22 protein-coding genes are annotated in these 21,117 nt (G+C 67.1%); 10 read left to right on the top strand and 12 right to left on the bottom strand.

Annotation, left to right across the window (positions count from 1 at the left end; translation table 11 throughout):
* Positions 1-82 precede the first annotated feature (82 nt).
* Together AM590_RS10720 and AM590_RS10715 are read right to left on the bottom strand one after the other, a co-directional pair.
* Positions 83-580 carry a 2'-5' RNA ligase family protein gene (locus AM590_RS10720; RefSeq protein WP_058827475.1) on the bottom strand — a complete coding sequence of 166 codons (498 nt, stop codon included), beginning with the start codon at positions 578-580 and terminating at the stop codon, positions 83-85.
* 49 nt (positions 581-629) lie between these two features.
* Positions 630-824, bottom strand: coding sequence for a hypothetical protein (locus AM590_RS10715; RefSeq protein WP_004974006.1), 195 nt, complete (start codon positions 822-824; stop codon positions 630-632).
* 92 nt (positions 825-916) lie between these two features.
* On the opposite strand from AM590_RS10715, the gene AM590_RS10710 reads away from it, so the two are divergent.
* Together AM590_RS10710 and AM590_RS10705 are read left to right on the top strand one after the other, a co-directional pair.
* Positions 917-2,125: an SPFH domain-containing protein gene (locus tag AM590_RS10710; RefSeq protein WP_042665342.1), complete on the top strand. Its 1,209-nt coding sequence runs from the start codon at positions 917-919 to the stop codon at positions 2,123-2,125.
* A gap of 451 nt (positions 2,126-2,576) precedes the next feature.
* On the top strand, positions 2,577-3,071 hold the full coding sequence (locus AM590_RS10705; protein ID WP_058827474.1) for an acyl-CoA thioesterase: 495 nt from the start codon (positions 2,577-2,579) through the stop codon (positions 3,069-3,071).
* A gap of 26 nt (positions 3,072-3,097) precedes the next feature.
* On the opposite strand, the gene AM590_RS10700 is transcribed toward AM590_RS10705, so the two are convergent.
* The 4 genes from AM590_RS10700 to uvrB all read right to left on the bottom strand — a co-directional run bounded on the left by AM590_RS10700 (position 3,098) and on the right by uvrB (position 7,624).
* Complete coding sequence (locus AM590_RS10700; RefSeq protein WP_058827473.1) at positions 3,098-3,538, bottom strand: universal stress protein; 441 nt, start codon at positions 3,536-3,538, stop codon at positions 3,098-3,100.
* 63 nt (positions 3,539-3,601) lie between these two features.
* Entirely contained in the window at positions 3,602-4,687 is a 1,086-nt protein-coding gene (locus tag AM590_RS10695) for a sulfite exporter TauE/SafE family protein (protein WP_058827472.1), read from the bottom strand.
* 408 nt (positions 4,688-5,095) lie between these two features.
* Positions 5,096-5,515, bottom strand: a complete 420-nt coding sequence (locus tag AM590_RS10685) for an NUDIX hydrolase (RefSeq protein WP_058827471.1) — start codon at positions 5,513-5,515, stop codon at positions 5,096-5,098.
* Positions 5,516-5,521: 6 nt separating this feature from the next.
* Positions 5,522-7,624, bottom strand: coding sequence for an excinuclease ABC subunit UvrB (uvrB, locus tag AM590_RS10680; RefSeq protein ID WP_042665329.1), 2,103 nt, complete (start codon positions 7,622-7,624; stop codon positions 5,522-5,524).
* An 88-nt stretch (positions 7,625-7,712) separates the two neighbouring features.
* On the opposite strand from uvrB, the gene AM590_RS10675 reads away from it, so the two are divergent.
* Positions 7,713-7,982 (top strand): hypothetical protein, encoded by a 270-nt coding sequence (locus AM590_RS10675; protein ID WP_042665326.1) that lies wholly within the window; start codon positions 7,713-7,715, stop codon positions 7,980-7,982.
* Between the two features lie 144 nt (positions 7,983-8,126).
* Here the strand turns inward: AM590_RS10675 and AM590_RS10670 are convergent, their stop codons facing one another.
* Positions 8,127-8,726: a hypothetical protein gene (locus AM590_RS10670; RefSeq protein WP_058827470.1), complete on the bottom strand. Its 600-nt coding sequence runs from the start codon at positions 8,724-8,726 to the stop codon at positions 8,127-8,129.
* A 209-nt stretch (positions 8,727-8,935) separates the two neighbouring features.
* Here AM590_RS10670 and AM590_RS10665 point away from each other — a divergent pair, with 209 nt between their 5' ends.
* Positions 8,936-10,378, top strand: coding sequence for a short-chain fatty acid transporter (locus tag AM590_RS10665; protein ID WP_058827469.1), 1,443 nt, complete (start codon positions 8,936-8,938; stop codon positions 10,376-10,378).
* Positions 10,379-10,431: 53 nt separating this feature from the next.
* Here AM590_RS10665 and AM590_RS10660 read toward each other — a convergent pair whose 3' ends face one another.
* Entirely contained in the window at positions 10,432-11,292 is an 861-nt protein-coding gene (locus AM590_RS10660; RefSeq protein ID WP_058827468.1) for a sulfurtransferase, read from the bottom strand.
* A 251-nt stretch (positions 11,293-11,543) separates the two neighbouring features.
* Here AM590_RS10660 and AM590_RS10655 point away from each other — a divergent pair, with 251 nt between their 5' ends.
* Positions 11,544-12,320 (top strand): sulfurtransferase, encoded by a 777-nt coding sequence (locus AM590_RS10655; RefSeq protein ID WP_058827467.1) that lies wholly within the window; start codon positions 11,544-11,546, stop codon positions 12,318-12,320.
* A 9-nt stretch (positions 12,321-12,329) separates the two neighbouring features.
* Here the strand turns inward: AM590_RS10655 and AM590_RS10650 are convergent, their stop codons facing one another.
* Positions 12,330-13,385 carry an AI-2E family transporter gene (locus tag AM590_RS10650; RefSeq protein WP_058827466.1) on the bottom strand — a complete coding sequence of 352 codons (1,056 nt, stop codon included), beginning with the start codon at positions 13,383-13,385 and terminating at the stop codon, positions 12,330-12,332.
* A gap of 130 nt (positions 13,386-13,515) precedes the next feature.
* Here AM590_RS10650 and AM590_RS10645 point away from each other — a divergent pair, with 130 nt between their 5' ends.
* The 3 genes from AM590_RS10645 to AM590_RS10635 all read left to right on the top strand — a co-directional run bounded on the left by AM590_RS10645 (position 13,516) and on the right by AM590_RS10635 (position 17,617).
* The gene (locus AM590_RS10645) at positions 13,516-14,661 is read left to right on the top strand and encodes a thiamine ABC transporter substrate binding subunit (protein WP_058827465.1); all 1,146 of its coding nucleotides are present in this window, start codon (positions 13,516-13,518) and stop codon (positions 14,659-14,661) included.
* Between the two features lie 9 nt (positions 14,662-14,670).
* Positions 14,671-16,386, top strand: coding sequence for an iron ABC transporter permease (locus AM590_RS10640; protein WP_058827464.1), 1,716 nt, complete (start codon positions 14,671-14,673; stop codon positions 16,384-16,386).
* A gap of 94 nt (positions 16,387-16,480) precedes the next feature.
* Positions 16,481-17,617, top strand: a complete 1,137-nt coding sequence (locus tag AM590_RS10635) for an ABC transporter ATP-binding protein (protein WP_058827463.1) — start codon at positions 16,481-16,483, stop codon at positions 17,615-17,617.
* 45 nt (positions 17,618-17,662) lie between these two features.
* Here the strand turns inward: AM590_RS10635 and AM590_RS10630 are convergent, their stop codons facing one another.
* A complete protein-coding gene (locus tag AM590_RS10630) occupies positions 17,663-18,343 on the bottom strand; it encodes a class I SAM-dependent methyltransferase (protein WP_058827462.1) in 681 nt (226 codons plus the stop codon).
* 124 nt (positions 18,344-18,467) lie between these two features.
* On the opposite strand from AM590_RS10630, the gene AM590_RS10625 reads away from it, so the two are divergent.
* Together AM590_RS10625 and AM590_RS10620 are read left to right on the top strand one after the other, a co-directional pair.
* Positions 18,468-18,926, top strand: coding sequence for a DUF2391 family protein (locus AM590_RS10625; RefSeq protein ID WP_058827461.1), 459 nt, complete (start codon positions 18,468-18,470; stop codon positions 18,924-18,926).
* Between the two features lie 95 nt (positions 18,927-19,021).
* The gene (locus AM590_RS10620) at positions 19,022-19,600 is read left to right on the top strand and encodes an ATPase involved in flagella biogenesis (protein WP_042665303.1); all 579 of its coding nucleotides are present in this window, start codon (positions 19,022-19,024) and stop codon (positions 19,598-19,600) included.
* A 31-nt stretch (positions 19,601-19,631) separates the two neighbouring features.
* Here the strand turns inward: AM590_RS10620 and AM590_RS10615 are convergent, their stop codons facing one another.
* A complete protein-coding gene (locus tag AM590_RS10615) occupies positions 19,632-20,486 on the bottom strand; it encodes a hypothetical protein (protein ID WP_058827460.1) in 855 nt (284 codons plus the stop codon).
* 253 nt (positions 20,487-20,739) lie between these two features.
* Positions 20,740-20,985: a ferredoxin gene (locus tag AM590_RS10610; RefSeq protein ID WP_058827459.1), complete on the bottom strand. Its 246-nt coding sequence runs from the start codon at positions 20,983-20,985 to the stop codon at positions 20,740-20,742.
* Positions 20,986-21,117 lie beyond the last annotated feature (132 nt).

Raw genomic sequence — 21,117 nt, 5'->3', positions numbered from 1 at the left:
GGCGGGGCGGGGCGGGGCGGGGCGGGGCGGCACACCGAGGGTCGTCGCTCCGCCGACGGCGACGGCGGTCGAATCCCCGCCGTCAGGCCGGAAGCGAAATCGAGGCCGCGGTCTCGCGGAACGACGAGTCGTAGATGTCGAGCTGCGAGACGGTCCACTCGACGGGCTCGATGGACTGGCTCGCGACCGCGCGGGCGTCGGCGAGACTGCCGCCGCGGGCGAGCGTGACGTGCGGGACGTAGTCGTCGCCCTCCAGTCCGTCGACAGCGCCGAACTCGTCGGTGAGCGCGCGGTGCAGGTCGGCGAGGCCGGGGCTCTCGACAGCGAGATAGACGACCGGCGCGGCTCCGCGCGGCGGCGCTTCGAAGAACCGGATATCGGTCACGCGGGCTTCGAACGCCGGTTGACCGGCGAGCGCGCGCCGCAACTGTTCGTGCAAGCGGTCGAGCTCAGTGTCTTCGAACCGCTTGCAGACGAGCGTGTGTCGGTCGCGAACCCGGTCGAACGGGGCGAGGTACGGAAACAGGTCGGACGCGAGGCGGGCGACCCGCCCCGGAACCGGGACGTTCAGACTGTACACGCCCGTGACTCACGCGAGAGACACAAAGGCGTATCGTCGCCGCGGAGAGTCAGATTCGGTCGAGCAGCCAGAGAACGATGAGCGCCGCGACGACGAGTCCCAGAATCGGCTGGAGCGGTCCGAGCAACGCGCCGAACAGCCCGAGCACCTCGCCGATGATTTCGAGGACGAGCCAGACGAGGACGAGCAGGAGGATGATTTTCAGCAGGTCCTCCACGTCGATTCGGCCGCGGTTGGTTCGCATACCGGGCGGTGGGGCGTTCGCGGACAAATAGTTGGTGGCCGGGTGGCCGAGTAGCCGGCTAGCTTTATTCCGCCTCGGTGTCACTCTCCACCATGGACAGCCTGTTCTACCAACTCGGGAAGCTCTCGGCGTCCTCGTCCTCGTCGTCCTCCTCGTCGGGCGCAGGACGGGTCGATAGCGAGCCCGGCCGAATCCCGCGTTGGCTCGGTCCCCTCGCGGTCGCGGTGATCGTCTTCGGCATCGCCGTCGTGGTCTTCCCCGTCACGCCGCTGACGCTCGCGGGATACGTCGTCCTCGCGCTCGCCGTCGCCGCGGTGTACGACGCGGTCGAAATCGTGCAGGCGTACGAAAAGCGGACGCTCACCGTGTTCGGCGACTACAAGGGTATCCTCGAACCGGGGCTGAACGTCGTCCCGCCGTTCGTCTCGAAGACCTACCGCTTCGACATGCGAACTCAGACGCTCGACGTGCCCTCCCAAGAGGCCATCACGGAGGACAACTCACCCGTAACGGCCGACGCCGTCGTCTACATCCGCGTGATGGACCCCGAACGCGCCTTCCTGCAGGTCGACAACTACCGCCGGGCCGTCTCGCTGCTCGCGCAGACGACGCTGCGGGCCGCCCTCGGCGACATGGAACTCGACGACACGCTGGCGCGACGCGACCACATCAACGCGCGCATCCGCAAGGAACTCGACGAACCGACCGACGAGTGGGGCGTCCGCGTGGAGTCCGTCGAGGTCCGCGAGGTCAAGCCCTCGAAGGACGTCGAGAACGCGATGGAACAGCAGACCTCCGCCGAGCGCCGCCGCCGTGCCATGATTCTCGAAGCGCAGGGTGAACGCCGCTCCGCCGTCGAGAAGGCGCAGGGCGACAAGCAGTCGAACATCATCCGCGCGCAGGGTGAAAAGCAGTCGCAGATTCTCGAAGCGCAGGGTGACGCCATCTCGACGGTCCTCCGGGCCCGCGCGGCGGAGTCGATGGGCGAGCGCGCCATCATCGACAAAGGCATGGAGACGCTTGGGAACATCGGCACCTCGCCGTCGACGACGTACGTGCTGCCGCAGGAACTCACGTCGCTGCTCGGTCGCTACGGGAAGGGACTGACCGGCTCCGATGTACAGCAGGCCGCGGGCCTCGAAAGCAAGGCGTTCGACGAGGAGACCCGCGAACTCCTCGGCCTCGACGACATCAGCGAGATACTCGGTGAGTTGGACGGCATCGAGACGGCGGACATCTCCGCGGACGCGGTCGACATCGAAATCGAAGACGGCGGCGTCGAGGCTGAACGGGTCGAGTAGGCGAAAAATCGAACACGCGAAGCAGTCGCGATTCCACCAACGCGCGAGGGGCCGGTGCAGCGTCGTGTCCAGTCTGCGGGGCGACCGGCGCGAGCCCCGTCGTCCGGCCGTCGCGGTTCGGCGAGGCGCGAGACGGACCTGAGACGGGAGGCCACTCGGTACGTCGGCTTCGGGGTCGCGACTGGTTCCCCGTCGTCGTCCAGTCGAACGAGGGTCGGAACCCTCGGGAACGTTCCCCCGAACGCGGGCGAGAGACGGGCGTCGGCGTCCCACCACCGGTCTGCGGTTCACGCAGACACTATTCGATACGTAATAAACACTATTAATTGCCTAGGTTGTTGAAATGTGAGGGGCGTTTGTCGACAATCGACAACCCGAGCGATTAATCGCCTTTATTTCTATTTTTCACGACGTAGAATAATTTAACCACGTCCGACACCGACCGTGTGGTATGCAACAGCAATCGTCAGTCGGCACGCGGTCGCTATCGGCGTCCCGCGCCGAGATGAGCGAGATTTTGATGCCCAACGACACGAACAACCTCGGACGCGCTCTCGGGGGGCGGATTCTGGAGTGGATGGACGTCTGCGGGGCCATCGCTGGGCGACGCTTCGCCGAGCGGCAGGTAGTCACGGCGTCGATGGACCACGTGGACTTTCTCGCACCCATTGACGTGGGTGACGTGGTGACCGTCGAGGCGTACGTCTTCGACACCGGTCGCACCAGTATGGACATCAAGGTCGACGTGACCGCCGAGCGACCGAGCGAGGGCGACCGCCGCGAGACCATCACCTCCTTTTTCACCTTCGTCGCGCTCGACGACGACGAGAAGCCGATTCCGGTCCCTGACCTCGTCTGCGACTCCCAAGAGGAGCGCGAGCTGCGCGACTCGGCGCTTCAGAAGCGCCGCGAGCACCGCGCCGCGCTGGCAGAAGAGTTCGAGTAACACGGACCGCGAGCGGATCGCGGCGCTTATTCTTCGTCCGCCGCGCGGACGGTCAACACCGGTGCGTCGGACTGCCTGACGACGCGCTCCGTGACGGAACCGACGAGGTAGTGGTCGAGGCCGGTTCGACCGTGGGTCGCCATCACGACGAGGTCGACCTCGGCGTCGGCGGCGTAGTCGACGATAGTCGAGTGAGGCACGCCCTCCTCGACGATGCGTTCGGTCTCGACGCTGTCTGGGAGCGCCTCGACGGCAGCGTCGGCCGCCGACTCCGCGCGGTCGAGTTCGGACTTCTCCCACACGTCCGGCGCGATGCCGGCCGAGGGCGACTCGAAGCGGTTGCGCGAGTCGGCCACGGACAGCACGTGGACCGTCGCGCCGTACGTTTCGGCGAGGGTCGCCGCGTGTTCGATTGTCGCGTCGGTCGCGTCGCTACCGTCGGTCGGAAGCAGGATGTGGTCGTACATGGGTGAGGGTTCAGAATCGAGGACTGTGAAAGTGGTGCCGGTGAAAACGGTTCGAGCGGGTCGTTAGATGCCCAGCGCCATCATGAACAGCGCAATCGAGATGACGGCGAAGAGGACGCCGACGAAGTTCTTGATGACGTCAGTCTCCAGCGCGTTCGACACGTAGGGCGCGATTTGGCCGCCGAGGACCGTCGCGGGGACGGTGAACACGACCATGTTCCACGGCGTCGTCGCGAGACTCAGCGAGTGACCGCCGACGATGCCGCCGCCGAAGACGTGGACGAGCGACGCCAAGATGGCGGTCAGCGCGACCACGATGTGGTTCGTACCGATGGCGACGCGGACGGGAACCTTCGTGCTGAGCATCGAGATGATGCCGAGTTCGCCGACGCCGAAGCCGGCGAGCCCCTGGAACATCCCGCCGACGCTGTAGTTGGCGAAGCGGCGCAGGTAGCCGCCGCGGGTGTACGTGTAGTCGTCGCCCTCGCGGTCGACGCGGGTGACGGTCCCGTCGTCGGCCGTGTGGACGCCCGCGGGGCCGAGCTTACCGGGGTCGTTGGGGAGGTTCGCGGAGACGGTGCCGCCGTCGGTGGCCGCGGCGTGGTCGGAGTCCGACGAGCCGGGTTCGTCGTGGCCGAGGTCGGCGTTGAACAGCAGGTACGATGCGGCGAGCAGCGCGATTCCGAGCAGCGCGTGGAACACCACGTCGGGGATGACGAACGACAGGAGCGCGCCGCCGACGACGAACGGAATCGACCCACCGACGAGCGTCAGCGCCAGTCGCCGGTCGACGAGGCCGTACTGGATGAAGGCGACGGCCGAACTGGAGAGACCGAACGCCTCGCTGATGAGGCCCACCTTGACCAGCGTCGACGAGTCGAGCGGGTGTGCGAAGATGGGGAAGATGAAGATGAGAAACGGGACGAAGAGCGCCGACCCGCTGATGCCGACCGTGTTCACGATGGTCGCGCCGGTGAGGAACACCGGGAACAGCCACCAGTACTGGAGCCAGTACTCCATGCCTGCACCCGACGGCGTCGGTGCCATGGTGAACACCGAGACGAGGAACAGCAGGGGAGCGATGAACACGAGGATGTGTTGGTACTTCAGGAACGACTTCTGAACGTGACTGAGAGACTGAGAGCTCATGGTTCTCGTTGTTGTCAGTTCGCAGTAGCGTTCGCGTGCACTCGCGTGGAGTGACGCGTCGAAAACAGCCCGTTTGCCGAGTCATCAGCGGCACCGACCCGCGCGCGTTCACCGTCTCCCGAGGATGCGACCGCGTCGCACACCGGGTGGACCGGCGTGCGGTGGTCGCCCGAACTGTCGAGCACGGAGTGCTCGAATCCGCGGACCATTCAGGTAATGCCTCCGTTGGGGTAGGCGTGGTGAACGGTGTGGATTGCAGGCTCGTCCGCCGAGGTGCGGATCACGGTGGAACGGGCATAGCGAGGTCGGGCTAATAACTCTTGATGTCGACCCCCCAATTTGGGTACGGTCCACACACCGACGCGCGTCGAAAAACCAGTAACATGTGTTTCTATCCAAAATCTGTGCTCAGTCGTTGGGTTCGAACGCCCGTCTGACCAGCGCCCGTTCGGTCTCGTAGGTGAGCCGTTCGAGGGCCTCAGCCGGGGTGAGCCACTGGCGCGCGTCGACCTCGCCGTCGGGTTCGAACGGGTGTTCGTCGACGACGCGCATGTGCCAGACGAACACGCCCTTCGGGCCGCTCCGCGTCCCCGCGTCGTCGGGGATGCGGTACTCGTAGCGCCCGGCGAACCGGCCGCAGTCGACCTCGCACCTCGTCTCCTCGCGGACCTCTCTGACGGCGGTCTCGACCAGCGTCTCGCCCGGTTCGAGTTTCCCCTTCGGGAGCGACCAGTCGTCGTAGCGCGGCCGGTGGACGAGACAGAGTCGGCCGTCGTCGCGGCAGAGGAGGCCGCCGGCCGCGAACGTCAGGGTTGGCGGTGACGACACGTCCGGTCAGAACTCGTCCGGCGGCGTCAGGCCGTCGTCGCCGTCGCCGTCGCCGTCGTGTTCGTCGGGGTACTCGGGCGCGACGCCGTCTTCGAGCGCGTCCACGTCGAACTCGCGGCGGAGGTTCTGGATGCGGTCGCGGATGTCGGCGGCGAGTTCGAACTCGAGATTGTCGGCGGCCTCCTGCATCCGGTCTTCGAGGAAGGCTATCTGTTCGACCGCCTCGTCGGCGTCGGCGGGGGCGTCGCCGGAGACGCCGCGGGTGTCGGTCTTGCTCCCCGGCAGATTCGTCTCGCCGACCTCCTTTTCGATGGTCGTCGGCGTGTAGCCGTGTTCCTCGTTGAACTCCTGTTGGATGCGGCGGCGACGCTGCGTCTCGGAGATGGCGGCCTCCATCGCGTCGGTCATCTCGTCGGCGTAGAGCACGACCTCGCCGTTGACGTTGCGGGCGGCGCGCCCCATCGTCTGGACGAGCGTGGTCTCGGAGCGCAGGAAGCCCTGCTGGTCGGCGTCGAGGATGGCGACGAGCGAAACTTCGGGGATGTCGAGGCCCTCCCGGAGGAGGTTGATGCCGACGAGCACGTCGATGTCGCCGAGGCGGAGCGACCGGATGAGTTCGTGGCGTTCGAGCGTGTCGGTCTCGTCGTGCATGTAGGCCACGTCGACGCCGGCCTCTTCGAGGTACTCGGTGAGGTCCTCGGCCATCCGCTTCGTGAGCGTCGTGACGAGCACGCGCTCGTCGCGGTCGATGCGCTCGTCGATGCGGGCCATCAGGTCGTCGACCTGTCCGGTCGCCTCCGTCACCTCGACCTTCGGGTCCACGAGGTGGGTCGGGCGAACGATTTGCTCGACGATTTGGTCGGAGTGCTCGCGCTCGTAGTCGCCGGGCGTCGCGGAGACGAAAAGCGCCTGTCCGACGGTCTCTTCGAACTCCTCGAAAGTGAGCGGGCGGTTGTCGTAGGCCGTCGGCAGGCGGAAGCCGTTCTCGACCAGCGAGTCCTTTCGGGACTTGTCGCCGGCGTACTGACCCTTGATCTGCGGGAGCGTGACGTGCGACTCGTCGATGACGGTGAGGAAGTCGTCGGGGAAGTAGTCGAGGAGGGTGTAGGGTGCGTCGCCCGGCTCGCGGTCCGAGAGGTGGACCGAGTAGTTCTCGATGCCGGAGCAGTGGCCCGTCTCGCGGAGCATCTCGATGTCGAAGGTGGTTCGCTCTTCGATGCGCTGGGCGGCCACGAGGTCGCCCTGTCGCTGGAAGTGCTTCACCCGCTGTTCCATCAACTCCTCGATTTCCGAGATTGCGCCTTCGAGCTGTTCTTCGGGGATGGAGTAGTGCTCCGCCGGGTGGACGAGCACGGCCGGTTCCGACGACTTGACCTCTCCCTCCAGCGGGTCGAGCTTCAGCATCCGGTCGATTTCGTCGCCCCAGAACTCGATGCGGACGGCGTAGCGGCCGTACATCGGGAACACCTCGACGGTGTCGCCGCGGACGCGGAACGTGCCCTGCCGGAAGTCCACGTCGTTGCGCTCGTAGTTGAGGTCGACGAGCGCGCCGAGCAGTTCGTCGCGGTCTATCTGCTGGCCGACCTCGAGTCGGAGGGACATGTCGGTGTAGTTCTTCGGGTCGCCGAGGCCGTAGATGGCGGACACCGAGGCGACGACGATGACGTCGTCGCGGGTGAGAAGCGACCGGGTCGCGGAGTGGCGGAGTCGGTCGATTTCCTCGTTTATCGACATGTCCTTGTCGATGTAGGTGTCGGTCTGTTCGATGTACGCCTCGGGCTGGTAGTAGTCGTAGTAGGAGACGAAGTACTCGACCGCGTTGTCGGGGAACAGCCCCTTGAACTCCTCGTACAACTGGGCGGCGAGCGTCTTGTTGTGCGCGAGGACGAGCGTCGGCTTCTGAATCTCTTCGACCACCCACGAGACGGTGTTGGTCTTGCCGGAACCGGTGACACCGAGCAGGGTCTGCACGTCGGCGCCCTCGCGGAAGCCGCGGGCCAGCGCCTCGATTGCCTCGGGTTGGTCGCCCGCGGGGTCGAAGGGGGCGTCGACGCGGAATTCACGGTCTGCGTCGGGTCTGTCGGCGGACAGGGGACCGGACTCGCTCATTGCCCGTCCTTGGGTCGCGGCGTACTTGAGCGAGGCGGTGCTTGTCGCCGGAGGAACGGTTTTGGGCCGGGCTATCGAATAATCCAGTATGACGCGAGCCGAACTCGAACGCGCGAGCAACCTGCTCAAGGAAGCCGCCGAGGCGACCGAGGGCGACGTGCAGGAGCGACTCTACGAACAGTCCGACCAGCTCGCGAAGCTGGCGACGCGCGAGCAGGGACCGGACCACGGGCGACTCGCCCGCCACATGACGGTCCTCCACGAACTCGCCGAGAACCTCGACGGCGACGTCGCCGAGACGGTCCGCGAGGCTCGAAGCGAGGTCCTCGAATACCGCAAGGGCGTCCCCGGCGTCTGACGACCGTCTGACAAACCCCCTCGTTTCTACTGGAACTCACCCGTTACGCCGCGCGTCGGCGCTGTCGGCACTCGGGGACTGAGGGCTCAGATTTTACGGCGAGTGGGTCGCTCCGCGACCCGGAGATGCGAAAGAGCGAGTGAGTTAGCAGACGTTCTTCGGCTTGACGCCCATGCCTTCCAGCGTCTCGACGTACTCGTCGTAGGCGGCTTCGACCACCGCGTCGGCGGCCTCGCGGGCGACGGCGTCGTCTTCGACGAGGTCGTCGATGGCGGCTTCGAGCGTGTCGAGTTGGTCGTTGAGGTCGGACTTGAGCGTGCGGAAGTCGTTGGCGGCCATCGGGTCCGCGTCGCCGACGAAGAAGCCGACCATCTGCTCGACGGTCTTCAGCGACACGAGCGCGCGGGCGAGCGCGCCGCCGAGGCGGCCGTCAGTCGTCTCGAACTCGGCGAGCACGTCGTAGACGTTCGGCTTCGAGCCGTCGGGCTCCGCATCGACGGCGTCGGCGTGCTCGCGGGCAGTGTCGGCGAGGTCAGAAAAGAGCGCGGCAGCCTCGTCGTTCGGTTCGTCGTCCGCCCACCAGTCGAACAGGTCGGCGGCGGCCGCGGCCTCGGACGCGGCGGCCGCGCGGACCGCGTCGCCGTCCATCTCGCCGTCGGTGACGGCGTACAGCGCCTTCGAGGAGCCCAGTCGGGAAAGCGGCGTCTCGTGGTCGTCGCGGAGGGTGTCGAGGAGTTCGGACATACGCCCCCGTATGTTCGTCTCGGGTTTGTACCCATCGGCGGCGGCGAGTCCGGCGCGGGTCCGCGACGGCCCTCCACGGTGACCGTGACCGTCGGTTCCGGCCGGAGCCTCGACAGCCGATGAGTCGGGCCTCACCCGACATTTGACCGATCCGAACTCGTCCGAATATTAAACATTATATATTGTATTATCATGAAGTAATCCGGACTATGACAAACGCTATCAGGCAGGCGGCGGAGCGCAGTTCGAAACTGGTCGAACAGTACCTCCCCGACGCGTTCCTGTTCGCCATCATCCTGACCGGAGTGGCGTTCGTGCTGGCGCTGGTGTCGGTCGCACCGGCCGAGGGGGTCGGCGTGGTCGGACACGCCGGGAACCTCCTCATCGACGGCTGGTACGGTGGCTTCTGGAACCTGCTTTCGTTCGGGATGCAGATGACGCTCATCCTGATGACGGGCTACGCGCTCGCGCAGACGAAGCCCGTGGACTGGCTCCTGACGCGACTCGCGGGCGTCCCGAACACGGAACGGGGCGCGGCCGCGATGGTACCGGTCGTCGCCGCCGGAGCGTCGTTCGTTCACTGGGGCCTCGGCCTCGTCGTCGGGGCGCTGTTCGCCCGGAAGATAGCGACCGAGATGCGCGGCATCGACTTCCCCATCGTCGTCGCCGGGGCGTACTCCGGGTTCGTCGTCTGGCACGGCGGCCTCGCGGGGTCGATTCCACTGTTGTTGAACACCGAGGGGAACTTCCTCATCGAGGCGGGCATCCTCGACACGACGTTCGGTACCGGCGGGACCATCTTCACGGTCGCCAACCTCGTGTTGGTCGTCGCGGTCGGCTTCCTCTTCCTGCCGGCGCTGTTCGCGCTCATGTACCCGAGTGACGACGCGAAGAAGACGCCCATCGACCCCGCGGAGTTCGAGACGGCGACCGACGGCGGCGAGCAGGCGACGGGCGGGTGGGCCTCCACCGCCGTCCCCGAGGACGCCTCGCTCGCGACGCGCATCGAGCACTCGCTCGGCATCGGCGTGGCAATCGGCCTCGTCGGCCTGCTCGCGGTCGGCCTGTACTTCTTCGAGGGAATCCAGAACGGGACGATGCCGTGGAACAACCTCAACCTGAACATCGTCAACTTCGGTTTCCTCTTCCTCGGCCTGCTGTTCCACGGGACACCCAAGGCGTACATCGAGGCCATCGTCGAGGCCGTCGAGAACGTCTGGGGCATCATCCTCCAGTTCCCCTTCTACGCGGGCATCATGGGCATCATGGCCTACGCGCCGGAGGGCTCTGTCAGCCTCGCCACGCAAATCGCACAGGGCATGGTCGCCGTCGCGCCCGACGGGACGCTCCCGGCCTTCGCCTTCTTCACCGCCGGTCTCGTGAACTTCTTCGTCCCCTCCGGCGGGGGCGAGTGGGCCGTCATCGGCGAGACGCTCGTCACGGCCGCGAAGGCGTCCGGCGAGTCCATCCCGCGGGTCGCCGTCGCCGCCTCGTGGGGCGACGCGTGGACCAACATGATTCAGCCCTTCTGGGCCATCCCGCTGCTCTCCATCAGCGGCCTGTCCGTCCGCGACATCATGGGCTACTGCGTGATGGTGCTTCTCGGCGCGGGCGTGCTCGTCGCCGTCGGTATCAGCGTCCTGCCGATGTAAACCACAAAAAGAACCGTACAGTCGGATTCGAATCGAACTGAGGCCGAGGCGGCTCAGTTACCCTTCTCGACGGGCGCGCCGACGAGGTTGCCCCACTCCGTCCACGAGCCGTCGTAGTTGGTGACGTTCTCGTAGCCGAGGAGTTCGTGAAGGGCGAACCACGCGATGGACGAGCGCTCGCCGATGCGGCAGTAGGCGATGGTGGACTCGTCGCCTTCGATGCCCTGGTCCGCGTAGAGGTCGCGGAGTTCGTCGGCGGACTTGAAGGTGCCGTCGTCATTGACGGTCGCGGCCCACGAGATGTTGCTCGCGCCGGGGATGTGGCCGCCGCGCTGGGCGGTCTCCTGCAGTCCCGGGGGCGCGAGAATCTCGCCGGAGAACTCTTCGGGCGAGCGAACGTCGACGAGGGGAAGGCCCTTGTCGACCGCCTTCTCGACGTCGTCACGGTACGCGCGGATGTCCTCGAAGGGACCCTTGGCGGTGTAGTCTTGCTCCGGGAAGGACGGGACTTCGTCGGTCGTCGGATAGTCGTTGTCGACCCAGTAGTCGCGGCCGCCGTTCATCAGGTGAACGTTCTCGTGGCCGTAGTACTTGAACTGCCAATAGGTGTAGGCGGCGAACCAGTTGGAGTTGTCGCCGTAGAGAACGACCGTGGAGTCCTCGGAGATACCGTGCGAGCCGAGGAGGTCCTCGAAGTCCTCCTTGGTCAGCACGTCGCGGGTCGTCTGGTCCTGCAGCTGGGACTCCCAGTTGAACCCGATGGCACCGGGGGCGTGACTCTCGTCGTACGCCTCGGTGTCCACGTCCACTTCGACGAGTCGGTACGCCGGGTCGTCACTCTGGAACTCGTCGAGGTGGCTCTCCACCCAGTCCGCAGAGACGAGTACGTCCTTCGCGTAATCGGAGTTTGACATCGCGTTTCTCTGTACAACAGGGAGGCCCATAACTCTCACAGCGACGGCATGTACGGCCTGACCTCGGGTGATGCGGCAATATTATCCCAAATATCGTAGGGGAGACGGCGAAAGTGGCTCGGAGAACGGCCGCCTCGGGCGATTTCAACCCGGTATCCGACGGAACCAGCAACAACATCCGCTACCCCGGACACGTGGCGAGGGGTGCGAAGAGGGGCGGACCTAAATCCGCGGCCCGGAAACGTGGGGACATGGTAGACGTGGTCTCTTCGACGTGGCTCGCGGACCGACTCGGCGACGTGCGCGTGGTGGACGTGCGCGACGGCTGGGAGTTCGACGGCATCGGGCACCTCCCCGGCGCGGTGTCGATACCGTTTGACAAGTTCCGGAGCGCCGACGGCGACGTGGGAATGCTCCCCGGCCGCGACGCGTGGACCGACCTCCTGTCGGGCGCTGGCGTCGCGGCCGACGACGACGTGGTCGCCTACGACGATACCCACGGCGTCTTTGCGGCCCGCTTTCTCGTGACCGCGCTCCTGTACGGGCACGACCCCGAGCGACTCCACCTCCTCGACGGCGACTTCAGCGCGTGGAACCGCGAGCACGAGACGACGAGCGAGGCGACCCAAATCGAAGGAACGGTCTACGAGATAACGGACCCGGCCGAGACGCCGCTCGTGGACTTCGAGGCCGTCGAGGCCGCGCTCGACGACCCGGAGACCGTCATCGTGGACACCCGCGACCCCGCGGAGTACGACGAGGGTCACCTCCCCGGCGCGGTCAACCTCGACTGGCGCGAACTCGTCGACGACGAGACGCGCGGGCTGAAGCCACGGGACGAACTCGACTCGATTCTGGACGCCGCGGGGGTCACCCCGGACCAGCGGGTCGTCCTCTACTGCAACACCGCCCGGCGCATCAGCCACACCTACGTCGTCCTCTCGCACCTCGGCTACGACGACGTGGCGTTCTACGAGGGCAGTCTCACCGAGTGGGAGGAACGCGACGGCGCGGTCGTCGAGGGCTGACAGGCGAGATTACGGGGAGTTCGGCTCGGCCGCGTCGTCGCCGGTGCCGTCGCCGTCCGTGGTCTCGTCGCCTCCGCCGTCGTCGACGCGTAACTCCGCGCCGAGCAGGTCCACGGACTCCGCGAGGAGGGCGACGACGAGCGGACCGGCGATGATGCCGACCGGGCCGAGGCTGAGCAGGCCGCCGACGAAGCCGACGAAGTAGAGGCTCCCCGGCAGGTCGGCGGTCTCCTTCGCGAGTCGCGGGCGAATCAGGATGTCCGGGAGCCACGCGATCGCGAACCCGCCGACCGTGACGACGAGCGCAGCGGCGACGAGGTCGCCGACCGCGACGTGGTAGACGGCCATCGCCGCGAGCAGGACGCTCGGCCCGACGATGGGGATGAACTGGAGGACGGCCGCGACCGTGGCGAGCGTGACGACGTAGTCGTAGCCGAGCGCCCAGAAGACAACGAGGCCGATGGCGAACGTGCCGACGGCGGTCGCTGCCTGCAGGACGTAGATGGCGAACAGCGTCTCGCGGGCCTGCTCGTTGAGCGCCGTCGCCGCATCCCGGTAGTCGGCGGGGACCAGCGCGAGGAGCGTCCGCCCGACGGCGTCGCCGCTGAGGAGCAGCGAGAACACGAGGAAGCCGAACAGCGTGAGTTTGATGAGGACCACGGGCGCGGCGGTTGCGGCGGCGCGGCCGAGCGACTGGAGCAGGTTGAGACCGACAGCAACCACGTCGTCGAGCGTCACCGTCTCGACCATTCCGAGGAACTCGACGGTCACCACGTCGGGCAGGAGCGCCGCGAGTTCGAGGATGTCGCTCAGGCGGAGGAAGACGATGACGACGAGCGGCGCGAGCACGACGCCGACGCCGACCGCCGCGACGACGGTTGCGGCGAGGCTGGCGACCCATCGGGAAGCCCCGCGCGCTTCGAGGCGTCGCCTGAGGGGGACGAGCAGATAGGCGACAGTAATAGCGAAAAACACCGTCGCCAACACGTCCGCGAGCATGACCGCCGCGAGAAGCGCGAACAGGGCGAGCACACCGCCGAGGACGTACGGACGAGAACCAGTCATCTCCGATGATACTCCCGCCGAGTGTAAAGTCGTTCTCCCGTGACGAGCCTCGAAATCGACGGATTCGGCCGTTTACTCGCCCTCACGAACATCACTCCCGTTAAGTACCACAGAGTGCAACAACCGAGTAATGAGACGACGCACCTTCCTGAAGGCCGCCGGGGCGGGGGGAGTCTCCGCGCTCCTCGCCGGCTGTACCGGGACCGGCGGCGAACAGACGACGACCGAGGCCTCGGGTGACACGACCGAGACGACCGCGACCGCGACGACGACCGAGGGGACGACCGCGGGCGGCGAGTCGCCGACGCTCACCGTCGGCACCTACGGCTCGTTCGTCGACGCGCCGAGTTCGAGCCCCGGCCCGTGGCTGAAAGAGACGTTCGAGTCCGAATTCGACGCGACGCTGGAGTGGCAGACGCCCGACTCGGGCGTGAACTACTACATCGAGCGCGCCCTCCAGGGCGTCGAGTCCGGCGCGGACCTCTACGTCGGCCTCGACGCGCAGATGCTCGTCCGCATCGACGAGAACCTCGACGAGGCGCTGTTTTCGCCCGCTGAGGGGATATCCCGACTCGGTGACGTGAACGAGCAACTGAACTTCGACCCGCAGGGCCGCGCGGTCCCCTACGACACGGGCTACATCTCGCTCGTCTACAACGAGACCGACGGCGACGGCGACTTCGTCGCCCCCGAGACGTTCGACGGCCTACTGGAGTCCGAGTACGCGGGCGCGCTCCTCGCGCAGAACCCCACGTCGTCGGCGACGGGACAGGCGTTCTTGCTCCACACCATCGACGCCAAGGGCGAAGACGGCTACCTCGACTACTGGGCGAGCCTGAAGGAAAACGACGTCCGCGTCCTCGGCAACTGGGAGGACTCCTACAACGCCTACTCGAACGGGGAGGCCCCGATGGTCGTCTCGTACTCGACCGACCAGGTGTACGCCGCCGAGTCCGGCGAGGACATGGCGAAACACCAGATTCGCTTCCTGAACGACCAGGGCTACGCCAACCCCGAAGGGATGGCTCCCTTCGCCGACGCGTCGAACCCCGACCTCGCGGCCGAGTTCATGGACTTCATGCTCCGACCCGAAGTGCAGGCCGAAATCGCCGTCCGCAACGTCCAGTTCCCGGCGACGACCACCGCGGAACTGCCCGAGGACTTCGCGCAGTACGCCCAAGAGCCGCCGGAAGCCGTCACGTTCTCCTACGACCGGCTTCAGGACAACCTGAGTGACTGGACCGACGCGTGGGCCCGCGAGTTCGCCAGAAAGTGAGGTGAGTCGGTGAGCCGCGTGTCGGTTCGCCGGGTCGCCCGCGCCCTCGAACAGCGGCTGCTCACCCTCGTCGCGGCGCTCACCGCCGTCGTCCTCCTCGTCCTGTTTTACTACCCCGTCGCCACCGTCTTCGCCGACGCCGTCCTCGCCGACGGCCGGCTCACTATCGAACCCATCACGGCGATTCTGACGAGCGAGTTCTACCTCGTCGACATCATCTGGTTCACCGCGAAACAGGCATTCTACTCGACACTCGCCAGCCTCGCGCTCGGCCTCCCCGCCGCGTGGCTGTTCTCGCGCTTCGAGTTCCGCGGCCGCGAGACGCTCCGCTCGCTTACCATCCTCCCGTTCGTCATGCCCTCCATCATGGTCGCCATCGGCTTCGTGGCGACGTTCGGCCGCAACGGGACGTTGAACCGCGCGCTCTCCGCCGTCGGCCTCCCGCCGGTCGAACTGCTGTTCACGCTTGAAGCCATCATCGTCGCCCACGCGTTCTACAACGCCCCGCTCGTCGCCCGCGTCGTCACCGCCGCGTGGGAGAGCGTGGACGCCCGGACCATCGAAACCGCCCGCTCGCTCGGCGCAAGTCCGCGGCGGGCCTTCCGCGACGTGGTCCTCCCACAGCTCCTGCCTTCTATCGGCGTCGGCGCGACCCTGACGTTCATCTTCACCTTCGCGTCGTTCCCCATCGTCCTCGCGCTCGGCGGCTTCCAACTGGCGACCATCGAGGTGTTCATCTACTCGCGGGTGCGAGACCTCGCGTACGCCGAGGCCGCCAGCCTCGCGGTCATCGAGACGGTCATCTCCATCACGCTGACCGCCGTCTACCTCCGGTACGAGGCGAGCCAGCGGTCGGCCGGCGGCGCGGCAAATCCGCTTCCTCGCCGGTCCGTTCTCCCCACCGACTGGACGCCGAAATCGACGCTCCGAACGGCCGGTATCGCCGGCTACGCCCTCGTCGTCGGACTGGTGTTCGTCGTCCCCATCGCCAGCATGATTCTGGCGAGCGTCACCGGCGGCGACGGCGGCTTCACCCTCGCCAACTACGCCTTCCTCGCCGAGCGGCAGGCGACCGGCGCGAGCTTTCAGGTCAAGCCCCTCCCGGCCATCCTGAACTCGCTGGCCTTCGCCGCGGGGACGCTCGTCGTGGCCGTCCCGATGGGCGTGACGATGGCCGTCCTCACGACCCGCCGGTACCGCGGGCGCGGGCTCATCGACGTGCTCTCGATGGCTCCCTTCGCCGTCTCGGGCATCGTCGTCGGCCTCGGCCTGCTCCGCGGGCTGGTGTTCGGCGTCGACGTGCTTGGGACGCGAATCCGCGTCACCGGCGCGCTCGCCATCGTCGCGGCCCACGCCGTCGGCGCGTACCCGTTCGTCACCCGGAACGTCGCGCCGCTTTTCGCCCGGCTCGACGGCCGGCTCGTGGAGTCCGCGCGGTCGCTCGGCGCGACCAGAACCCGCGCGCTCGTTGACATCGAACTGCCGCTCGTCTGGACCGGCGTCGTCGCGGGCGCGGCGTTCGCCGTCGCCATCAGCATCGGCGAGTTCGATTCGACAATCATCCTCGCGGAGGGCGCGGGGAGCTACACGATGCCCATCGCAGTCGAGCGGTTCCTCGGGCGACGGCTCGGCCCCGCGACGGCGATGGGCTGTCTCCTGCTTCTCGTCACGTCCGCCAGCTTCCTCGTCGTGGACCGCTTCGGCGGCCGGTGGGGCGAGCTATGAGGGAGCCCGGAGAACAAGACGAGGGCGAGCCGCGGGAAGTGAGAATTATGACCGTCCGCCGGCGAGGGAAGCACGTGACTTCGGAGGCGAACCCGTGAGACTCGAACTCGACGCGGTGTCCAAGCGCTACGGGTCGGCGACGGCGCTCGATTCCGTCTCGCTGTCGGTCGACGACGGCGAGTTCTTCACGCTCGTCGGCCCCTCTGGCTGCGGCAAGACGACCACGCTCCGCTGTATCGCCGGCTTCGAAGCCCCGACCGAGGGGACCGTCCGCTTCGACGGTGAGTCGATGGCCGGCGTCGCGCCCGAGTCGCGAGGCGTCGGGGTCGTGTTCCAGAACTACGCGCTGTTCCCGCACCTCAGCGTCGGCGAGAACGTCGCCTACGGTCTCCGCTTTACCGACCCGCCGGGCGGCGGCTCCCGCGACGAGCGCGTCGCGGAACTGCTGGACCTCGTCGACCTCGCGGGGTTCGAAGACCGCGACCCCGACTCGCTTTCGGGCGGGCAACAACAGCGGGTCGCGCTCGCCCGGGCCCTCGCACCCGGCCCGGACCTCCTCCTCCTCGATGAGCCGATGTCGGCGCTGGACGCCCGACTCCGCGACCGCCTCCGCCGACAGGTAAAGCGCATCCAGTCGGAACTCGGCGTGACGACCGTCTACGTCACCCACGACCAGTCGGAGGCGCTCGCGGTCTCAGACCGGGTGGCCGTCCTCAACCGCGGCCGCGTCGAGCAGGTCGGTCGGCCCCGCGAACTCTACCACCGCCCGCGGACGCGGTTCGTCGCGGAGTTCCTCGGCGAGAACAACGTCCTCGACGCGGTCGTCGAGTCTCGACCGGAAACGGGGGGGATTCGCGTCGGCGTCGGCGACGCGGTGTTCACGCTGGCCGAGGGGCGACGCGTCCTCGGGCGCGGTGATCCGGTATCCGGCGAACGCGCTGAAAGCGACGGGAGAGACGGCGACCGACCCGCGCGTCCCGCGCCCGGCGACGAACTCACCTTCTGCGTCCGACCCGAACAACTCCGGGTCGGCGCGGAGACGAACCAAATTCGCGGGACCGTCGTCGACACCGAGTTTCAGGGGGCGACGACGCGGGTCAGGCTCGACTGGGGCGGGACGGAACTCGTCGTGGCGGTCGAAGACGGCGGCGAGAAGTCGGACGCGGCGTTCGAGGTCGGGACGACGCTGGAGGTCGGATTCGCCCCGGCGTCGGCTCACATCGTCGAGTAGGTCGGAAACGCGAGTCGGACGGTTCCGTGCCAGTTTCGCGCCGCGTCAGGGCGCGACGCCGACGGTCAGAAGCGTTCCGAACGTCCGGTAGCGCTCGACCATCTCCTCGCGGGTCTCCCAGTCGTCCGTCGGGAACTCGGCGGCCGCCGGGATGTCGATGTCGAGGTCGGCGATGGAGTCCTGTTCGGCGACGTAGAGGCCGGCGTCGCGGAACGCCTCGCGGTACTCCGCGTGGGACCAGCGGGTCATGTCGATGGAGATGAGTTCCTGCCACTCGTGGGAGTGGACGTTCTCCTCGTAGTAGTTCACCGCGCAGTAGAACGTGCCGCCGGGCTTGAGGATACGGGCGATTTCTTCGAGGGTGTGGTGCGGGTCGGCGGCGTAGTAGAACGCCTCCATCGACCAGACGTGGTCGACGCTGTCGTCCTCGAACGGGAGGTCGTCGAAGTCGCCGACGAGAAACGAGAGGTCGTTGGTGTCGGTGTACTCGCGGGCGTTCTGAACCATCTCCGGCGAGCCGTCGAGGCCGAAGCCGCGGCCGATGCCCTTCGTGTCGTGGAGCGCGCGCAGGGCGTAGCCACTTCCGGTTCCGAGGTCGACGACGGTGTCGCCTTCCTCGACGGGCATCCGTGCGAGTGCGTGCTTCGCGGTGTGCCAGTGTCGGTCCTCCATGCCCTTGTCGCGGCCGTCGGCCGCCCAGGCGTCGAACTCGTCGCGGACGCTCATACCGGAGCCTCGCGCGCCGGGGTGAAAATGCGTTCGGACCGGGGGCACGGAGGCGGCGAATCCAGCAACGACTCGGCCACACACCCGTCGCGCCTTTTAATTACCGCCGTCACGACGACGAGGTATGGTCGGAGTCCGCCGCCGGTTCGCGCTCGCCGACACCGCCCAGCAGGTCGTCGGCGGGTTCCTCCTCGCGGGACCGTTCGTCGTCACCGAGGAGGTGTGGGTGCTCGCGCGGAGCATGTCGTTCGCGCAGGCGGTTCTCACGCTCTTTATCGTGCTCGCGGTGGGCTACGGCGCGCTCTACAAGGCCGACGACCGCGACCCCGACCGGGAGCGCGAGGTCGGCGGGATTCCCGTCCGGTTCATCTCGCTCATCTCCGTCTCCTACCTCTCCGTGTTCATTCTCGCACTCGCGTTCGACGCCCCGGGGACCTTCCTCTCGGACGTGTCGGGGCAGGTCTTCGTCTCCGTGCTTGGGTACGAACTCGACCTACTGGTGCTCCGCATCACGCTCAAGGCGACGAGCGTCGGCGCGGTGTTCAGCGTCATCGGCGCGGCCACGGCCGACTCGCTGTTCTGACCCAGATTCGTCTGGTGTGAACACACGCCACGATTCGGGGACGCCGCCGCCCGAGCGGCATGAAGGATTAAGTCGGCAGGGTAACTGCTTGGGGTATGGATTACGAGCTCGCCATCGAAGACGCGCCCGAGACGATTCCGGGCGGCACAGGTATCTTGCTCCTTCATCCGAGCATCGGCGAGACCGACCGCATCGACACGGACTTCTTCAAGGTCGACACCGACCGCTTCCTCGTCATCTCGACGCGGACGACCGCGCGCGAAGTCGAACAGAAGCTGGAACACTACGAGGTCGACGAGTCCAGCGCTACTATCCTCGACACACTCTCTATCGAGCGGGGCTACTCCCGGCGCAGTTCGGACAACATCTACTACGTCGCGGCCCCCGACGACCTCGACGCCATCGTCGAGAAGACCCGGCAGTTCCTCGAACGCCACGACGGAAAGCTCCGGCTCAGCGTCGATTCGGTCACCGAGATGGCCTACTACGCCGACGAGGACCGCGCCTTCGAGGCGACGAAGCAGATTCTCGAACTCCTCGACGAGTTCGACGCGGTGGGACTGTTCCACCTCTCGAAGGAGGTCCACGACCAGGAGACGCTCGACCGCTTCCGCGAGCTGTTCGACGGCGTCGTCGACCTCGACGAGGACGGCACCGTCACGACCGAGTTCTGAGACGGCACGCGACGCGCTCGGGCGCGACCGACTACGCCGAGTCGGCGTCGTCGTCCGAGTCGTCGGTGGCCGCATCGTCGCCGTCCGACGCCGTGTCGTCGTCCGCCGCGAGTTGCGCGAACGTCTTTTCGGCCCACTTGACCGCGTAGCTCGGCCCGTGGTCGCGGTACGCCGCGGTGTCCAGCGCCGAAAACGGCGCGGGGAGGTCCCGGCCGTGTTTGACGGCCGAACACGCGAACTCGGTCGCCTCGGCGAACGAGAGTCTGCCGAGCGCGACGAGTCGCGAGAGATTTTCGAGTCGGTCGTCGAGTCGGCCGCCGGCGTCGACCCACGCGTCGTGGAGGCGCTCGTGGTCGCCCTCCCACGACACGAACGCCTCGCGGGTGTGGAGACCGACCCAGCCCTCGTAGAGGGCGGCGGCGACCTGATATGTCTCGCTCGGGCCGAGGGGTGTTGCCGCGGCGAGGTCGCGGTAGCGTTCGCCGAAGAAGGGGAGGAAGTGTTCCGGAATCTCGTCGTTCCCGGCCTGCACGAACGCCTCGGCGATGAGGAAATCAAGGAAGTCGTCGGGCGTGCCCTTCGCGCGGTACTTGACTAGCACGACCGGTGGGTCGGTCTGCCGGGACCACGTCACGGTGCCGTCGCCGGGCATCCCGATGGTGAAATCGGACGACGCGTAGCGCCGGAGCTGTTGGGGCGCGTCGTCTGGTAGCCACTCCGCGGGGTACGCCGCCGGAGAGAGCGACTCGACCACCAGCCCGAGGTTCTCCGCGGCCTCCGGGGGAATGGTGTCGAAGTCGCCGGCCACGTCCAAGACGAGCGCGCCGGGGGCGTACTCGTCGCGGACCGATTCGAGGTCCGACGGCAGGGTGCGCGTCTCGAACATCCGCTCAGGCGATGCTCATCCCGACGAACACGACGGCCAGCAGGGCCGACACGCCGACGGTACCGAGCACGATTTTCGTCGCTTGGCTCATAGTGGCACGATTAGGGGCCCGCCGCTTAACCTTTACACTCTATCGTCGCCCGAATCTCCAGTCGAAACGGAGGGGTTCGAGGACGCGCCCCACGGTCGTCGGTCACACGGTTCGGTCGCGCCGGAAAAGCGAGAGAGATCGGTGGCGTCGTCGGTGTCGCAGTCAGGGAACGAGCTGTTCGCCGTCGTCGTCGAGGATTCGGATGGCCTCGACAGGGCAGACGCGGGCGGCGAACTTCGCGTCGAACTCGGCGTCCGCCGGAACCTCGCGGACGAAGACGCCGTCGTCGGTCTCCTCGCCGTCGACGAGGTCGGCCTTGCCGTCGTCGACGTTCTTCTCGAAGCCCTCCCACTCGTCGACACACTGGAACATGCCGATGCAGGTGTCGCGGTCGTACTCGACTTTCATGTGCCATCGTACCGCCGGGCCGTACAAAGCCCTGCCGACGCGGGGGCGTGGGTCGGCGTCGCCTCGCGTCGCGGTCGTGCGACCGACGTCGCGGGCGGCGACGCACCCGCGTCCGACCCGACCCGATGGCTT

Source organism: Haloferax sp. Q22 (assembly GCF_001482285.1).
Classification (GTDB): domain Archaea; phylum Halobacteriota; class Halobacteria; order Halobacteriales; family Haloferacaceae; genus Haloferax.
The sequence above is the reverse complement of the archived record's forward strand: the minus strand, read 5'-3'. Positions and strand labels throughout refer to the sequence as shown.